General features: G+C 61.9%; 15 protein-coding genes. 8 read left to right on the top strand and 7 right to left on the bottom strand.

Annotated features, from left to right (window positions below):
• Positions 1 to 87: 87 nt before the first annotated feature.
• Complete coding sequence (locus tag ACR0NT_RS17955) at positions 88 to 1662, bottom strand: 2-isopropylmalate synthase (protein ID WP_170446018.1); 1575 nt, start codon at positions 1660 to 1662, stop codon at positions 88 to 90.
• A 287-nt stretch (positions 1663 to 1949) separates the two neighbouring features.
• Between ACR0NT_RS17955 and ACR0NT_RS17950 the strand changes: the two genes are divergently transcribed.
• A complete protein-coding gene (locus tag ACR0NT_RS17950) occupies positions 1950 to 2615 on the top strand; it encodes an SDR family NAD(P)-dependent oxidoreductase (protein WP_170446016.1) in 666 nt (221 codons plus the stop codon).
• Positions 2616 to 2626: 11 nt separating this feature from the next.
• Here the strand turns inward: ACR0NT_RS17950 and ACR0NT_RS17945 are convergent, their stop codons facing one another.
• On the bottom strand, positions 2627 to 4084 hold the full coding sequence (locus ACR0NT_RS17945; protein WP_170446013.1) for an MORN repeat-containing protein: 1458 nt from the start codon (positions 4082 to 4084) through the stop codon (positions 2627 to 2629).
• A gap of 146 nt (positions 4085 to 4230) precedes the next feature.
• Here ACR0NT_RS17945 and ACR0NT_RS17940 point away from each other — a divergent pair, with 146 nt between their 5' ends.
• The 3 genes from ACR0NT_RS17940 (at position 4231) to ACR0NT_RS17930 (ending at position 7928) form a co-directional block, all read left to right on the top strand.
• A complete protein-coding gene (locus ACR0NT_RS17940) occupies positions 4231 to 5889 on the top strand; it encodes an NAD+ synthase (protein ID WP_170673450.1) in 1659 nt (552 codons plus the stop codon).
• Between the two features lie 316 nt (positions 5890 to 6205).
• Positions 6206 to 6439, top strand: coding sequence for a hypothetical protein (locus ACR0NT_RS17935; RefSeq protein WP_170673447.1), 234 nt, complete (start codon positions 6206 to 6208; stop codon positions 6437 to 6439).
• 160 nt (positions 6440 to 6599) lie between these two features.
• Positions 6600 to 7928, top strand: coding sequence for an NAD(P)/FAD-dependent oxidoreductase (locus tag ACR0NT_RS17930; protein ID WP_170673445.1), 1329 nt, complete (start codon positions 6600 to 6602; stop codon positions 7926 to 7928).
• 4 nt (positions 7929 to 7932) lie between these two features.
• On the opposite strand, the gene ACR0NT_RS17925 is transcribed toward ACR0NT_RS17930, so the two are convergent.
• Positions 7933 to 8865 carry an MBL fold metallo-hydrolase gene (locus tag ACR0NT_RS17925; protein ID WP_170446001.1) on the bottom strand — a complete coding sequence of 311 codons (933 nt, stop codon included), beginning with the start codon at positions 8863 to 8865 and terminating at the stop codon, positions 7933 to 7935.
• A gap of 116 nt (positions 8866 to 8981) precedes the next feature.
• Here ACR0NT_RS17925 and ACR0NT_RS17920 point away from each other — a divergent pair, with 116 nt between their 5' ends.
• Positions 8982 to 9416 carry a DUF1801 domain-containing protein gene (locus ACR0NT_RS17920; RefSeq protein WP_170445998.1) on the top strand — a complete coding sequence of 145 codons (435 nt, stop codon included), beginning with the start codon at positions 8982 to 8984 and terminating at the stop codon, positions 9414 to 9416.
• Between the two features lie 118 nt (positions 9417 to 9534).
• Positions 9535 to 10860, top strand: a complete 1326-nt coding sequence (gene gltX / locus ACR0NT_RS17915) for a glutamate--tRNA ligase (RefSeq protein ID WP_170673442.1) — start codon at positions 9535 to 9537, stop codon at positions 10858 to 10860.
• Positions 10861 to 10911: 51 nt separating this feature from the next.
• On the opposite strand, the gene ACR0NT_RS17910 is transcribed toward gltX, so the two are convergent.
• Positions 10912 to 11481 (bottom strand): gamma-glutamylcyclotransferase family protein, encoded by a 570-nt coding sequence (locus tag ACR0NT_RS17910; RefSeq protein WP_170673439.1) that lies wholly within the window; start codon positions 11479 to 11481, stop codon positions 10912 to 10914.
• Between the two features lie 95 nt (positions 11482 to 11576).
• Between ACR0NT_RS17910 and ACR0NT_RS17905 the strand changes: the two genes are divergently transcribed.
• A complete protein-coding gene (locus ACR0NT_RS17905; RefSeq protein WP_170673436.1) occupies positions 11577 to 12023 on the top strand; it encodes an Rrf2 family transcriptional regulator in 447 nt (148 codons plus the stop codon).
• A gap of 2 nt (positions 12024 to 12025) precedes the next feature.
• Here ACR0NT_RS17905 and ACR0NT_RS17900 read toward each other — a convergent pair whose 3' ends face one another.
• Entirely contained in the window at positions 12026 to 14554 is a 2529-nt protein-coding gene (locus tag ACR0NT_RS17900; RefSeq protein ID WP_170673433.1) for an FtsX-like permease family protein, read from the bottom strand.
• On the bottom strand, positions 14551 to 15246 hold the full coding sequence (locus ACR0NT_RS17895; protein WP_170445983.1) for an ATP-binding cassette domain-containing protein: 696 nt from the start codon (positions 15244 to 15246) through the stop codon (positions 14551 to 14553). The genes ACR0NT_RS17900 and ACR0NT_RS17895 overlap by 4 nt, the downstream gene beginning before the upstream one ends.
• Before the next feature lie 47 nt (positions 15247 to 15293).
• Between ACR0NT_RS17895 and ACR0NT_RS17890 the strand changes: the two genes are divergently transcribed.
• Positions 15294 to 15932: an arylesterase gene (locus tag ACR0NT_RS17890; RefSeq protein ID WP_170673430.1), complete on the top strand. Its 639-nt coding sequence runs from the start codon at positions 15294 to 15296 to the stop codon at positions 15930 to 15932.
• Here the strand turns inward: ACR0NT_RS17890 and ACR0NT_RS17885 are convergent, their stop codons facing one another.
• The gene (locus ACR0NT_RS17885) at positions 15933 to 16493 is read right to left on the bottom strand and encodes a L,D-transpeptidase (protein WP_170445977.1); all 561 of its coding nucleotides are present in this window, start codon (positions 16491 to 16493) and stop codon (positions 15933 to 15935) included. It abuts the gene before it with no gap.
• Positions 16494 to 16546 lie beyond the last annotated feature (53 nt).

Below are 16546 nucleotides of genomic sequence, written 5' to 3'. Positions count from 1 at the left end.
CGCGCCTGTGGCGCGCTGCCGGGCCCAAAACCCAAGAAGGGTCGGCGAAGCCGGGCCGCCGCGGGTGCGGGAGCCCCTGCCTGTCGTCTACGTCAGATCTTTGTAGCTGATCTCGCGTGCATCCGCGCCGGGGCCGGTTTTCTCGCGGCGGACGATCAGGCGGTTCAAGGCGTGGATGTAAGCCTTGGCCGAGGCCACCACCGTATCGGTGTTGGCGGATTGACCGGTGGCGATCATGCCATCCTCTTCCAAGCGCACCGAAACCGTGGCCTGTGCATCGGTGCCTTCGGTCACTGCGTGCACCTGATAAAGCTGCAGGCGGGCGGTGTTCGGATGGATCGCGCGGATCGCCTTGAAGGTGGCATCCACCGGGCCGTCGCCATGTTCCGTTGCGATCCTGTCCTGGCCGTCCACTTCCAGTTCCACTGTCGATTCCGCCTGACCGCCGGTGCCGCAGGTGACCTTCATCGACACCAGTTGCAGGTGGTCGTTGCCCTCATCATCATCCAACGTCATCAACGCGATGAGGTCGTCGTCGAACACCTCTTTCTTGCGGTCGGCCAGATCCTTGAAGCGAACGAAGATATCCTTGAGCTGGTTGTCCCCGACCTCATAGCCCAACGTCTCGAGCTTATCGCGCAACGCCGCGCGGCCCGAGTGTTTGCCCAACGGCAAGGATGTCCCCGACAGCCCGATATCTTCGGGACGCATGATCTCGAAGTTCTCTCGGTTCTTCAGCATCCCGTCCTGGTGGATACCGCTTTCATGGGCAAAGGCGTTCTTGCCGACGATGGCCTTGTTGAATTGCACGTTGAAGCCCGACACCGTCGCCACCCGGCGCGAGATATGCATGATCTTGGTGGTATCGATACCCGTGGTCCAGGGCATGATGTCGTTGCGGGTGCGCAGCGCCATGACGACCTCTTCCAACGCAGTGTTGCCCGCGCGTTCACCCAGACCGTTGATCGTGCATTCGATCTGGCGCGCACCGCCCGCCACAGCAGCCAGCGAGTTCGCGGTCGCCATGCCAAGGTCGTTGTGACAATGGGTGGCAAAGACCACTTCATCCGCGCCGGGTACCGTCTCGATCAGACGCTTGATCAAATCCGCCGATTCCAGCGGCGCTGTATAGCCGACGGTATCCGGAATGTTGATCGTGGTCGCCCCGGCCTTGATCGCAATCTCGATCACGCGGCAAAGGTAATCCCATTCCGTCCGGGTCGCATCCATCGGCGACCACTGTACGTTTTCACAAAGGTTGCGGGCGTGGCTGACCGTTTTGTGGATCTTCTCGGCCATCTCGTCCTGCGTCAGGTTCGGAATGGCGCGGTGCAGCGGAGAGGTGCCGATGAAGGTATGGATACGGTTCTTCCCGGCATGTTTCACCGCCTCCCAACACCGGTCGATATCGGCAAAGTTGGCGCGGGCCAGACCGCAGATGCGGCTATTTTTCGACCGCTGCGCGATTTCGGAAACCGCCTTGAAGTCACCTTCGGATGCGATGGGGAAACCGGCTTCGATGATGTCGACGCCCATATCGTCCAGCAGCTCGGCGATTTCGAGCTTTTCGTCATGGGTCATGGTTGCGCCGGGGCTCTGCTCGCCGTCGCGCAAAGTGGTATCGAAGATCAAGACGCGGTCTTGGTCGGTCACGTTGGTCATGGGATTCTCTTTCTTCTTCTGTCCTAAAGCCTATGGCGCGCGGGCGTCCTCCTCTGAGCGGGCGCGCCGGATGGCACGCTCAGAGGCGGATTAGGATCAGTAGGCCACGCAGAGATGCACCGCGAAGGGCGGTGTCAGCAACAAGGATATCTGCGCGGTTGATCATGGGATTGAGGTTATACAGAGCCGCCCCGGAATGAAAAGACCAATTTGCGGCGTAGCTTCAGATGAGCGGTTTCTTTTCCGCGCGTATTGATCCGGCCCGGCGTGCGGCTAGGTGGTTTACCATGAAAAAAGCACTGATCATTGGCGCATCGGGGGGCATCGGACAGGCGGTGTGTCAGCGCTTGGGTGGGCAGGAGGTAGCGGTGACTGGTCTGTCACGTTCAGCCGACGGGTTTGACCTGACCGATCCTGACGGCGTGCACCGCGCGCTGGATGCTATCGGCGGGTCGTTCGACTTGATCCTTGTTGCGTCTGGCGCGTTAGAGATCAACGGCGCGGCGCCGGAAAAGACCATCCGGGCCGCATCTGCGCAGGCGATGATGGATCAGTTCGCGCTGAACGCCGTGGGGCCGGCGCTGATTCTGGGTCACGCGGCGCGTCTGTTGCCCCGCGAGCGGCGCGCAGTATTCGCTGTGCTGTCGGCGCGTGTGGGCTCGATCGGGGACAATCGCCTGGGTGGGTGGATCAGCTATCGGGCGGCAAAAGCAGCGGTGAATCAGATCGTGCACACGGCCGCCATCGAACTGGCCCGCACCCACAAACAGGCGATCTGTGTCGCCCTGCATCCCGGGACGGTGAAAACCGAATTCACCCGGAAATATCTCGGGCGGCATCCTGCCGTTACTGCGGATGAGGCCGCTGCGAATCTGCTGGGCGTTATGGCGCATCTGACCCCGACCGATACCGGAGGGTTCTTTGACTGGGCGGGAAAGCCGGTGCCGTGGTAGCGGATTTGGCTTCAGCCGTCCGTGCTGTCTGAGTCTGACGGGGGTGTTTCAGGCGCCGCTTCGGGGGCAGCATCGGTCGCCGTTGCCAGCTCACCGTTGTCCCAAACGCCGGTTGCCGTTTCACCATTGGCGTAGCGTACGGTGCCCTGGCCATGGCGCTTGGCGTCTACAAAGCTGCCTTCGTAGACATCGCCGCTTGGATAGGTCGCGACGCCGTCGCCGGTGATCTTGCCTTCGGTCCACGCGCCGGAATAGCTGAAGCCGTTGGCCATCACGATCTCACCCTGACCGTGGCGTCGGCCCGCGTCGAAATCGCCGGAATAGGTGGTGCCGTCGGGGTAGGTGGACAGCCCGTTGCCTTGACGCAGACCGTCCACCCAATCTCCGTCATAGCTGGACCCGTCGGCAGAGGTCAGAATGCCTTTGCCATGCGGCTTGGCATTTTTGAACTGGCCCTTGTAGACCGTGCCATTGGGATAGGTCGAAACGCCCTGACCCTCAATCACGCCGGCGATCCAGTCACCATCATAGGTCGAACCGTCCGCATAGGTGATGCGGCCTTTGCCCTCGGCCAGATCGGCCTTGAAATCACCAACGTAAATCGAGCCGTCGGGATAGGTCACTTCGCCCAGCCCCTCGATCAGCCCAGTGGTCCATTGGCCGGTGTAAACATACCCGTCGGTTCCGGTATAGGTCCCCTGGCCATGACGCAGATCGTCGGCATAGTCGCCTTCGTAGACATCGCCATTGGCATAGACCACCTTGCCCTTGCCCTGACGCCGCCCGTCAACCACCTCGCCCTCGTAGACGTCCCCGTTGACATAAGACAGCCGCCCGGTCCCGGTGATGCGATCCTCGGCCCAATCTCCGGTATAGGTCATCCCGTCGGGCAGGGTCAGGCTGCCCTGACCGTGGCGCTGGCCGTCCTTGACGTCGCCTTCATAGACACCGCCTTCGGCATAGGTGATCTTGCCCTTGCCCTGTTTGACGCCGTCCACCCACTCGCCATCAAAGCTATAGCCGCTGGGGTCGGTCATCACGCCCGTACCGTGATACCGCGCGTTCTGGAAGCCTCCTTCATAGCGCGCGCCATTGGCATAGATCGCAACGCCGGTGCCGTTGATCGACCCGTTGGACCATTCGCCATCGTAACTGCCGCCATCGGCATAAACGATCTTGCCGCGCCCCTCGGGCTGACCCTTGGCGAACATCCCTTCATAGACCGAGCCATTGACATAGCGGGCGACGCCCGTGCCCTGGATCTCGCCCTCGACCCATTCGCCGCTATATTCGAACCCGTTGGGCAGGCGGTAGGTGCCGGTGCCATGACGCAGGCCTTTTTCAAAGGTGCCTTCGTAGACGCCCCCGACCTCGTCATCCTTGGTGATCACCTGACCGTTCTGAGCGGTGGCGCCCGCGGCGATCAGGGCCAGCGCGGATGCGGCAATGGAAATGCGGAAAGCGTTCATGATCGGTCCTGCCTGTCCGGTTTTCATCCTTTTTCGCAAAACTACGGCACGCGCGGGGGCAGAGCAACGGGTTTTGCCGCATTTGCCTTTCACTCGCGCAATGATCTGCTAAATGGCAGTAAGACCGACGAGGGCAAGAGGGCAGCATGGCCGACCGTTTCCGCATCACTCTGGCGCAACTCAACCCCACCGTGGGGGATATCGAAGGCAATGCCGCCAAGGCGTTAACCGCGTGGGAACAGGCGCGCGAGGCCGGGGCCGATCTGGTGGCGTTCCCCGAGATGTTCATCACCGGCTACAATACGCAGGATCTGGTGATGAAGCCCGCCTTTCACCGGGCAGCGATGGCTGCGGTCGAAGAGCTGGCCGCGAAATGCGCCGACGGCCCAGCGGTGGCGATTGGTGGCCCCTGGGTCGAAGGTGGCAGCCTGTATAACGCCTACCTGATCCTCAAGGGGGGGCGGATCGGCAGCAAAGTGCTGAAACATCACCTGCCCAATGAGACTGTGTTCGACGAAGTGCGCCTGTACGATGCTGGCCCGTTGGGCGGGCCTTATGCGGTTGGCAACACGCGCATCGGCAGCCCGATCTGCGAAGATGGCTGGCATGGGGACGTGGCGGAAACGCTCGAGGAAACCGGGGCCGAGTTCCTGCTGATCCCCAACGGCTCGCCCTATTTCCGTAACAAATACGACATCCGACTGAACCACATGGTTGCCCGCGTGGTCGAAACCGGCCTGCCGGTGATCTACCTGAACATGGTGGGCGGGCAGGACGATCAGGTGTTCGACGGGGCCACTTTCGGCCTGAACCCGGGCGGAGAGCTGGCGTTCCGGATGCCGGTTTTTGATGAGCTTGTTTCCCATGTCGACCTTGAGCGTGGCGATGACGGCTGGCGCATCGTGCCGGGCGAGATCGTGCCGCAACCGGATGAATGGGAACAGGACTATCGCGCGATGGTGCAGTCCCTGCGCGACTATTTGGGCAAGACCGGGTTCAAAAAGGTTCTGCTGGGCCTGTCTGGCGGGGTTGATTCCGCCCTGGTTGCCACAATCGCCGTGGATGCTGTCGGGGCCGAGAATGTGCGTTGCGTGATGCTTCCTTCGGAATATACCAGCCAAAGCTCGTTGGACGATGCCGAGGCTGTCGCCAAGGCGCTGGGCGTGCACTACGACTATGTGCCGATTTCGGACAGCCGGGCAGCGGTGACCGAGACTCTGGCCCCGCTCTTTGCCGGTCGCGATGAGGATCTGACCGAAGAAAACATCCAGTCCCGCCTGCGCGGTTTGCTGCTGATGGCGATCTCGAACAAGTTCGGCGAGATGTTGCTGACCACCGGTAACAAATCCGAAGTCGCGGTGGGCTATGCCACGATCTATGGCGACATGAACGGCGGCTACAACCCGATCAAGGACCTGTACAAGACCCGCGTGTTCGAGACCTGCCGCTGGCGCAACGCCAATCACCGCGACTGGATGATGGGCCCGGTGGGCGAGGTGATCCGCCCCTCGGTCATCGACAAACCCCCCAGCGCCGAATTGCGCGAAGACCAAAAGGACAGCGACAGCCTGCCCGATTACCCGGTTCTGGACGCGATTCTGGATATTCTGGTCGATCAGGAGGGCTCGATCGCCGATTGCGTTGCCGCCGGTTTCGACGAGACCGAGGCGCGGCGGGTCGAGCATCTGATTTACATCAGCGAATACAAGCGCTTTCAGTCCGCCCCCGGAACACGTCTGACCAGCCGGGCATTCTGGCTGGATCGCCGTTATCCGATTGTGAACCGCTGGCGGGATCGCGGCTGAAACGAACGGGAATCGTGCAAGTGGGTCAATGATGGGGTTTCGAAATTAGACCCATTACACTCAGTGATCCAGACATTGTTTCCAAACGGTGGATAACATCTTAATTTTCCAGGCTTTCAGGGAACTGACTGCTTGAAATTGAGACATTTTTTTGCCACATTTTAGCTTAATTAAAGCCCCACATGGGGCGGTGTGACCTCAATTCAATGTGTGGAACTGTGGCGCACCTTATGTTGGATGTCTGAGTTAACGAGTTGGTGCTATTATGTATGAGGGATATGACAAGCCGCTTCACCCGCCTTTAAGGTACAAGTCGATGGAATCCGAAGCCCGGGTTCTGGATGAGGCCAAGCTGGATTCGGCAATTGCTGATCTTCTTCGTGAAGAAGAAATCGAAGACCCCGAGCCCGCTGCAGAGCTGGCAAAACCCCAGGCGATCTTTCCGGTCCTGCCCCAACAGGCGGAAATGGACGAAGAGGTTCAGCCCCGCGATTCAGGCCTTGCCGCGACCCTGCGTCAGAAATGGGCCGAACTGAGCGGCGCAGCGTAAATTTCAGGTGATTTCAATCAGGTCGGCGCGGGTTTTCCCGCGCCTGTTGGCGTGTGCGCCACAGCTGTCAAAAAACATCGGCCCTGCGGCAGAAGGCGTGTTGCCTGAGCGCCCGCTCCACGCCTTCATAGCGGCCAGAGCCATGAAGTAAGAGCGGTTGATGCCCGGCCCCAAAACAACCCCCGTTGAACCCGATCTGCACTTACCCAAAACCGTGGATGTCGTTGTCATTGGCGGCGGCATTATCGGTGCCTCGACCGCGTTGGAACTGGCCGAACGCGGTGCCTCGGTGCTGCTGTGCGAAAAGGGTCAGATCGCGGGCGAGCAAAGCTCTCGCAACTGGGGGTGGGTCCGTCTGGGGATGCGCGATCCGCGGGAAATTCCGCTGATGGTCGAGTCGCTGCACCTTTGGCAGGGGCTGGATCAGCGCATCGGTAGGGAAACTGGATATACGCGCGCGGGCATTCTGTTCGGCGCGTCTGGCAAGCGTGGCAGTGGCAATCTGGAACGGTGGCTGCGGCATGTGGACGGGCTGCAGACTGGTGCAAGGATCGTAGCCGGGGCCGAGTTGAAGGCTCTGCTGCCTGGCAGTCAGACCTCCTATGACTGCGCCCTTTTCATGCCGCAGGATGGTCGGGCCGAACCGCAACTGGCCGCGCCTGCAATTGCCGAGGCAGCGCGCGATCGCGGCGCTGTTCTGATGACCAATTGCGCCGTGCGCAGCGTCGATACCGGGGATGGCCGGATCACAGGGGTATTCACCGAGCGTGGTCGCGTGGCCTGCGACTATGTTGTTCTGGCAGGTGGCGCCTGGTCGCGCCTGTTTGCCGGGAACGCGGGGATCGAGCTGCCGCAGCTCAAGGTTCTGAACACGGTCCTGAGGACCTCACCAGCCGAGGGGCCGGAAGCGGCGCTCTGGTCCGATGGTTTTGCCATGCGCAAACGAATGGATGGGGGCTATTCCATCGCGTCGGGGCATGAAAACACGGTGGATATCGTGCCTGACAGTTTCCGGCTGGCGCGGCAGTTCCTGCCGGCATTTACACAGGAATGGCGATCGCTGCGGTTTCGTTTGTCAAAGCGTTGGAGCATTGAGGCGCAACAGGACCGGACCTGGCTGCCCACCGATGTCACCCCGTTCGAACATTGCCGCGTGCTGGACCCCGAACCGTCTCCCAAAGCGCTGCGACAGGCCTGGGCTGCGGCGCGCCGCGCTTTCCCGGTGTTGGAACAATCCGAGCTTGTCCAAAGTTGGGCAGGCATGATTGACGTCACGCCGGATGCGGTGCCGGTGATCTCGGGGGTCGATCACCTGCCGGGCATGTTCATCGCAACCGGGTTTTCGGGTCATGGATTTGGCATCGGTCCGGCGGCGGGTCGCCTTGTGGCCGATCTCGTCGCCGGAACCACGCCCTGCGTTGATCCGACCGCCTTCCGCCTGTCCCGGTTCACGGATGGCTCAAAGGTGCGGCCGGACCCCGGATACTGAGGGCCTAACGCATCATCTGATAGCTGACTGGCACAAAGCGGAACCCGTCACCGCGGGTTTCGACGAACCCTGCTGCCGGGAAAGGCATGTGATAGCCGATCATCGGCACCTTGTCGGCGGCCAGCATCCCCAGCACGTCGCGGCGTGAGGCGGTGGCCGCGGCCTTGTCCATGTCAAAGCGCACCTCCCATTCCGGGTAGGCAAAGGACCAGACATAGTGATTGGCCAGATCGGCGGTCAGAACCAGCCGCTGACCGTTGCTTTCCAGATGATAGACCGTATGGCCGGGCGTGTGCCCATAGGCGGCGACAGCGGTGATGCCCGAAGCCACCGCGCCGCCGTCTTCGATAAAGGTCATCTTCTCGGCCAGCGGTGTCACCTTGGCGGCCACCAGATCACCGACCCGGTTTCCGGCCTCCTGCGCCGCCCAGAAATCATACTCGGGTGATGCGGTGACATAACGTGCATTTGGGAAGGTCGGCGCGTCATTCGTGGTCATACCACCGATATGGTCGGGGTGCATGTGGGTGACGACAACGACGTTGATCTGATCCGGGGTGACACCCGCATCCGCCAGCGCAGCCTGAATGCCACCTTTACCAAGGCCAGTGTCGAACAGCACCAGTTCGGACCCGGTATTGACCAGCGTAGGGGTGAAGAAGAACTGCGCCACGTCCGGCGAAATGAAGTTGTCGGCCGACACCTTGGCGAAATCCTCATCCGAGGCACCGCCACCGAAAATCTCTTTGGCGCCATCGCGGGGCAGGCTGCCATCCAGCAGCGTGGTGACGGTGAAATCGCCCAGCGTGAACGACTTGGCGATGGTCGTGTTTGCCTTGGCGTCGGCTCCGGCAGCCAATAGCGGGGTCGCGGCGGCAGCAAATGGCAAAGCAGCCGCAGAACCCAATGCGGCGCGGCGTGTGAGTTTGATGGTCATTGTGGTTCTCCCTGTCAGAACACCTGTGGATGAGGTAGGTCGGCACGAGTCTCTTGCCAGACTATACCCCCATGAAGTGGGCTGCATGGATGAACATGTCGTGTTAATTCTTGTTCATGCCCCGATCAGAAAACAAAACCGTCCCGACCAAAGCAAGCGTCGCCCGCTTTTTGTCGGCCGTTCAACCGGCGTCAAAGGCCGGGGACGCGAAGGTCCTGGATGCGCTCTTTCGCGAAACAACCGGGTTCGAACCGGTCATGTGGGGCCCGTCGATCATTGGTTATGGCCGCTATCACTATCGCTACAAATCCGGGCGCGAGGGCGATTTTCTGGCCACCGGTTTTTCCCCGCGCAAGGCGGCGCTGTCGATCTATATCATGCCCGGTTATGCGGATTTCGGGGATATTCTGTCCCGGCTGGGCAAGCACAAGCTGGGCAAGTCCTGCCTCTATGTGAACAAGCTGGCCGATATTGATCCGGACGTCCTGTCCGAACTGATCCGCGCCGGGCTTGCGGACCTTGAGCGGCATTGGCCGGTTCACCCTGCCTGATCCGCTTCATCTTTTCTCAAATACTCTCGCCGAAGGCACGCGCCGCCCGGCGCGTTTCCTGCATCCGCTGGACAAAACGCCCATCCTGTGACATGAGCCGCGCCAACAGGAGAACTCCATGACCACCACCCGTTTTGCCCCGTCGCCCACCGGTTACATCCATGTGGGCAATCTGCGTACCGCCCTGATGAACTATCTGATCGCCCGCAAGGCTGGCGGTACGTTCATTCTGCGCATCGACGACACCGATCCCGAGCGGTCGAAAGAAGAATATGTCGACGCCATCAAGCAGGATATGGAATGGCTGGGTCTGCATTGGGACCGCGTTGAACGTCAGTCCGAGCGTCTGGACCGCTATGCCGAGGCCGCTGACAAGCTGCGCGGGATGGGGCGGTTCTATGAGGCGTTCGAGACGCCCACCGAGCTGGACCTGAAGCGCAAGAAACAGCTGAACATGGGCAAGCCGCCGGTCTATGACCGCGCCGCGCTGAACCTCAGTGACGCCGAGAAAGAAGCGTTGCGCGCCGAGCGTGGCAACGGCGTCTGGCGCTTCAAGCTGGATCACGAGCGGATCGAGTGGAATGACGGCATTCTGGGTGACATCTCGATCGATGCGGCCTCGGTGTCTGATCCGGTGCTGATCCGCGGCGACGGTCAGGTTCTCTATACGATTGCATCGGTGGTGGATGACACCGAGATGGGCGTGACCGATGTGGTGCGCGGCTCGGACCACGTCACCAACACCGCGACGCAGATTCAGATCATCGAGGCGCTGGGCGGCACCTGCCCGCGTTTCGCGCACCATTCATTGCTGACCGGCCCGCAGGGTGAGGCGCTGTCGAAACGTCTGGGTACTCTGGCGCTGCGCGACCTGCGCGAACAAGGCGTGCAGCCGATGGCCCTGCTGAGCCTGATGGCGCGTCTGGGCTCGTCCGATCCGGTCGAACTGCGCTCGGACATGGCGGACCTGATCGACGGCTTCGATGTCGGCCGCTTTGGCGCCGCGCCGACCAAGTTCGACGTGCAGGACTTGTTCCCGCTGACCGCCAAGCACCTGCAAGCGCTGCCGCTGGCGGACGTGGCTGATGCGGTGGCCGAGGCCGGCGTTCCGGCAGAGCTGGCCGAGCCCTTCTGGGCGATGGCGCGCGAGAACATCACGACTCTGGGTGATCTAAAAGGCTGGTGGGAACTTTGCCGTGACGGGGCCGAACCTCTGATCGCAGACGAAGACCGCGACTTCATCGCTGAGGCCGTCGCTTTGCTACCCGAAGGGCCGTTCGATGGTGATACCTGGGGCGCTTGGACCAAAGCCGTGAAAGAGGCCACCGGCCGCAAGGGCAAAGGTCTGTTCATGCCGCTGCGCAAAGCGCTGACAGGTATGGAGCGCGGGCCTGAAATGGCAGCCCTGCTGCCGCTGCTGCAGGTAATCCGCGCCCGCGGCTAACCGAAACAGAACAGATTTCCGAAAGGCGGGGTCCATTGGCCCCGCCTTTTTCTACGCGCTCCGCACAATCGACGCTGACAAGCGGTTCAGGCGGTCATCAACAAATTCGGTCTCGGTCGGTTTCAACTGCTGGTGACGGGGATAGCGCGGCTCTGCCCGGTCGTTCAGAATCGGCGCGTCCCACCCGTCGGTCGTGGCAAAAAACCGATCCGCCCCGTCTTCGCCGAAGGTGCGCAGATACCCCTGCACAACCACGTCGATATAGCTGAGCAACAGCGGATGGCGGTTGCTGGGCTCGGTGTGGCGTTCCTGCGGCACTGCGTAAACAGCGATTTCAACATCATGGGTCAGGGGGTGTGTGACGGCGTGGGTCGTCGGAACCCGGTCATAGGCCCATTCCCTTTCGTCCAGTGCCGCCCAGTCGTTTTTCGGAACATGGGCGATCATCCCTTCGATCTGGGACTCGGGGTCCGGGATTGCGGTCAGAAAGGCCACCGGGCGCAGATCGGTATGCCGCCAGGCGCGTCGCCACCCCTGCAGCCGCGCCGGATGGGGGTCGGGAAAATCGTGGGTCGCAAGGTTCACCAAGCTGCCATAGCCAAAGAAATAAGGGTCCGCCATGCGCCGTCAGGTCCTTTTTGAACGATTGATGTATGTCAAACCGCTTTTTTGCCGGACATGCAATAAGATCGCATCTTGAAATTTGGGAGGTCTCGATGAGGATTACCAAACGGACAAATATCGCAGTGCGCCTGCTGATGTATTGCGCGGCGCATAAGGATCGGCTGGTGACAAAGGCCGAGATCGCCGATGTATGCAACATCTCGGAAAACCATCTGGCGCAGGTGATCAACCAGCTGAGCCAGCTGAACTACCTGAGCACGCAACGCGGCCGCAATGGCGGCATGGCACTGGCGCGCCCGGCGGATCAGATTCGTATCGGCTCGGTATTCCGCCATGTCGAAGGCAGCCTGCCGATTGCCGAATGTTTCGCCGATGCCGACAATACCTGCCCCCTGACGGATGCCTGCCGGCTGCGGCTGGCCCTGCAGGACGCAGCCGAGGTGTTTTATGCCTCGCTGGACGAAATCACGTTGGATGCGCTTGTGTGTGACAACGACCAGTTGCTGCAAATCCTGCAACCGGTCGCCTGCGTGCGCTGAGATCAGTCAGTGGCCCGCAGGATGCGGGCCGGACGTACGGCCAGAGGGCGCAGGGCAAAGGCAAGGCCCGCGCCCAGCGTCACCAGGATGCCAGCCAGAACGATGCTCAGCGCTGAGGTCCAGATGACCGAGAATCCGGTGTCGAAGATGTAAGTGGCGACAGCCCAGCCGCCCAAAATACCGGTCAGCAGGGCAACACTCCCGGCCGCCGCGCCCAGCAGGACCGAGCGCAGGGCAAAGCTGAGTAATATCCGCCGACGGTCCGCGCCCAGTGTCTTGAGGATCGCTGATTCATAGCGGCGCGCGGTTTCACCAGCGGCGGCTGCTCCGATCAGAACCAGAAAGCCGGTCAGCAAGGATATTCCTGCCCCGTACGAAGTCGCCGCCGCCAGCCCGGCCAGCAGGCCCGAGACGCGGTCAATCGCATCGCGTACCCTTATCGCGGTAATATTGGGAAACTGGCCCGCCAGATCGCGCAGGATGGCGGCTTCGGCCTGTTCCTTGGCATAGACGGTGGCGATGAAGCTGTGCGGTGCTCCGGCAAGGGCCGAAGGATTCATCGACATGATGAAGCCAATGCCTGCGGTCGAAAAATCGACCTCGCGCAGAGAGGTGATTTCGGCGGTGATGTCGCGGCCCAGGATGTTTACGGTCAGTTTGTCGCCCAGGGACAGCCCCATCTCCTCGGCCTCTTCAGCGGCGAAACTGACTTGCGGCGCGCCTGCGTAGTCTTCGGGCCACCAAGTCCCTGCTGTGACGCGGGTGTTTTGGGGCGGAGTGGTGGAATAGGTCACGCCCCGATCCCCGTCCAGAACCCAATGATCGCCCGCCACATCACGCGCCGGTTCCCCGTTGATCCGGGTGATGATCCCGCGCAGCATCGGAGCGCTTTCAATGCGGCTGACGGCGGGGTCGGTTTTCAGCCGTTCGGTAAAGCCCGGCATTTGGTCTTTTTGAATATCGACAAAGAAGTATGACGGGGCCACGTCGGGCAGGTTGCCCGAGATTGCATTGCGTAGGGTCCCGTCGATCTGGCCAACGGCAGCAAGGGCCGAAAGACCCAATCCCAGCGACAGCACGACCGGAGCGGCCCCTTCTCGCGGGTCTGAAATTGCTGACAAGGCCCATCGCAGGGCAGGGCGGCCACGGGCGGCTGCTGTGCTGATGCGGGCCAGTTTGCGGATCGCAAGGGCGGACAGGGACAGCAGAACCAGCGCGCCGACCAGCCCGGCGGCGGTCCAGAGCGTCAGGCGTGTCGAACCGCTGAACCACGCGGCCGACAGGATCAGCAGAGCCAGCCCGACAACGGTTGCCACAACGAATACTGCGCGCGGCAAGGCGCGCGCCGACGACAGCGCGTCGCGGAACAGCGTTGCGGCGCGGACGTCTTCGGTTCGGGCGAGGGGCCAGAGTGTGAACAGGTACGCGGTCAGGGCGCCGTACAGCGCGGCCTCGGCCAGTGGGCGGGGGTAAAGCGTGAAAACCGCAGGGACGGGCAGGCGGGCCTCGATCAGCGGGGCCAGCAACAGGGGCAAAACCGCACCCAGAGCAATCCCCAACGCGATGCCGATCCCTGTCAGGACCCCGATCTGGATCAGGTAGGTTTGAAAGATCGTCGCGCGATCCGCGCCCAGCGTCCGCAGCGTGGCGATGGTTTTGGTCTTTTGCGCCAGATAGGCGCGAACAGCGGCTGACACGCCGACGCCTCCGACAGCCAGACCGGACAGGCCGACCAGAACCAGAAACGCACTCAGGCGCGCGACAAACTCGGCAATCCCCGGGGCCCCGTTACGGGCATCGGTCCAGCGCATTCCGGTGCCGCCGAAGCTTTGCCTGGCTTCGGAAGACAGGGTTCCGAGATTGGTCTCGGGCGGCAGGTTCAACCGGTATTTGGTGGAAAACAAGGTCCCCGGCGCCAACAGGCCGGATGCCTGCAGATCCTCGGTCCGGACCAGAGTGCGCGGCCCCAGCCCGAAGCCGTCCGCGGCGCTGTCCGGTTCGTGGATCAAGGCGGCCGTCAGCACGAACTCCTGCGTTCCAAGCGCAAAACGATCTCCGACGGACAGGCCGAGCCGGTCCATCAGCACCGGGTCCATCACCGCTCCGGGCAGGTCCTGCTGGCCGTCCAGCGCGACCGAGAGCAGTTGGTCGGGTTCCAGCTTTGGCGTTCCAAGCAGCGGATAGGCCGCATCCACGGCCTTTACCTGTGTCAGGGCGCGCTGGGTTTCGCCCCCCTGCCGCACAACGGCCATTGAGCGGAAGTCAACCACTTCGGACACATCCGTCGCGGCCTGTCGCATCCATGTGCGCTCGTCGTCGCTGGCGAAGCGGTAGGTGAATTCCAGCTGCGCGTCCCCGCCCAGCAGTGCCGCGCCTTCCTGCGTCAACCCGGCCTGGATCGCGGACCGGACAGAGCCGATGGCGGCAATGGCAGCAACTCCTAGCGCCAGACAGGCCAGAAACACGCGAAAACCGCGTACACCGCCGCGCAACTCCCGGCGCGCCAGGCGACCGGCAAGGCGCAGGCTCATTCCGCAGCCTCTTGTTGCGTGTCTTCTGCGATGGTGCCATCCCGCAACCGGACGACCCGGTCGCATTTGCGCGCCAGGCTGTGGCTATGGGTGACCAGAACCAGAGTGGCACCATGCCTGTCCCGTAATCCGAACAACAGGTCGACAATGGCAGCGCCCGTGGTTTCGTCCAGATTGCCGGTCGGCTCGTCCGCCAACAGGATCTGAGGGCGCGGGGCGGAGGCGCGCGCCAAGGCAACCCGTTGCTGCTCACCCCCCGATAATTGCGCCGGGTAGTGGTCGCGGCGATGCGACAGACCCACCGCGTCCAGTTCCGCCTCGGCACGGGCAAACGCATCCTTGTGCCCGGCCAGCTCCAGCGGTGTGGCCACATTCTCAAGCGCCGTCATGGTCGGGATCAGGTGAAAGTTCTGAAACACCACCCCCATCGCATCGCGCCTGAACCGGGCCAAAGCGTCCTCATCCATTCCGGTCAGATCGTGGCCAAGGGCGGTGATCACGCCCCCTGTGGCTTGCTCCAGCCCGCCCATCAGCATCAGCAGCGAAGATTTGCCGGACCCCGACGGCCCCACCAGCCCCAGCGTTTCGCCTTGGGCGACGGTCAGGGTGATGTCATGCAGGATATTCACCCGGCCGGCATTGCCATCTAGCGACAAAGCGGCATTTTGGAGCGAAAGAACGGGTGTCGTCATGGGCCTTTCCGGATCGGGACGGTCAATTGGGATATGGAGCGGTTCAGATGTTGCGCAAGGCTTTGATGTCGACGCTGTTTGTGTGCTGCGGCTTTGCTGCCACAGCCGAGCAGGTGGTGATCGCTGCTTTAGGGGATTCGCTGACCCAGGGCTATGGGTTGCCCGAACAGGACGGCTTTGTGCCTCAGTTGGGGCGATGGCTGCAGGCGCAAGGTGCGGATGTGCGCCTGATCAATGCCGGAGTGTCCGGGGACACCACGGCAGGCGGTGCGGCACGGGTGGATTGGACGTTGACGCCGGAGGTGGACGGGATGATCGTGACGCTGGGTGGCAACGACCTGCTGCGAGGGATCGACCCGGCAGTGTCGCGGACCAATCTTGAGGCGATCGTCAAAACCGCGGGCGCGGCGGATGTCGAAGTTCTGCTGGTTGGGATGCAGGCGCCTGGCAATTACGGAGCCGATTACAAACAGGCATTTGATACCATCTACCCTGATCTGGCGGAGCAGTACGAAACCGGCTACGCCCCCAGCTTTTTCAACGGGTTGACCGCCGAGGGCGATCCCGACGCCGCCCGCCGCTATATGCAGCCGGATGGCATTCACCCGAATGCCGAAGGGGTCGCCTTGATCGTTGAAAGCCTTGGCCCCTATGTGCTGGAACTTGTCGCTGCGGCCCGGCAGTGATCAAACGACAGTCACGACGGTCCCGATCGGCACACGTTCATAGAGGTCGATCACGTGTTCGTTCATCATTCGGATGCAGCCATTTGAGACCGCATGACCGATGGTCTGCGGCTGCGTGGTTCCGTGAATGCGGAAATAGGTGTCGACGCCATTCTGGAACAGGTAAAGCGCCCGCGCGCCCAAAGGATTGTCGCCACCGCCGGGCTGGACATAGTCATTGTCCTTGAACCGGGCATAGGTGACGGGTTCGCGCTCGATCATCTCGTCGGTCGGGCGCCAGGTTGGCCATTCTTTCTTGACGTCGATGGTGGCGGTGCCGGTGAATTCCAGCCCGGCCTTGCCGACCCCGCAGCCATAGCGGACCGCCTTGCGCGGCTCGGTCACGTAATACAGGTAGAACGACCGCGGCGCGACCAGCAATTGACCCGGCTGGAATTGCTTTTTGATGCGCACAAATTGCGGTGTGGGATCGTATTCGACAGCTTTCTTCTTGGCCCCCGCAACGCCGGGCACAAGGCTGGCGGCTGCGGTCGCAGTCAGAAAGGTACGGCGCGTGAACATGGCAGCTCTCTATAAAACAACAGACAAATCTTGACCCTAATCTCGGAAGGATA

The organism is Ruegeria sp. AB10 (assembly GCF_056542745.1).
The sequence above is the reverse complement of the archived record's forward strand: the minus strand, read 5'-3'. Positions and strand labels throughout refer to the sequence as shown.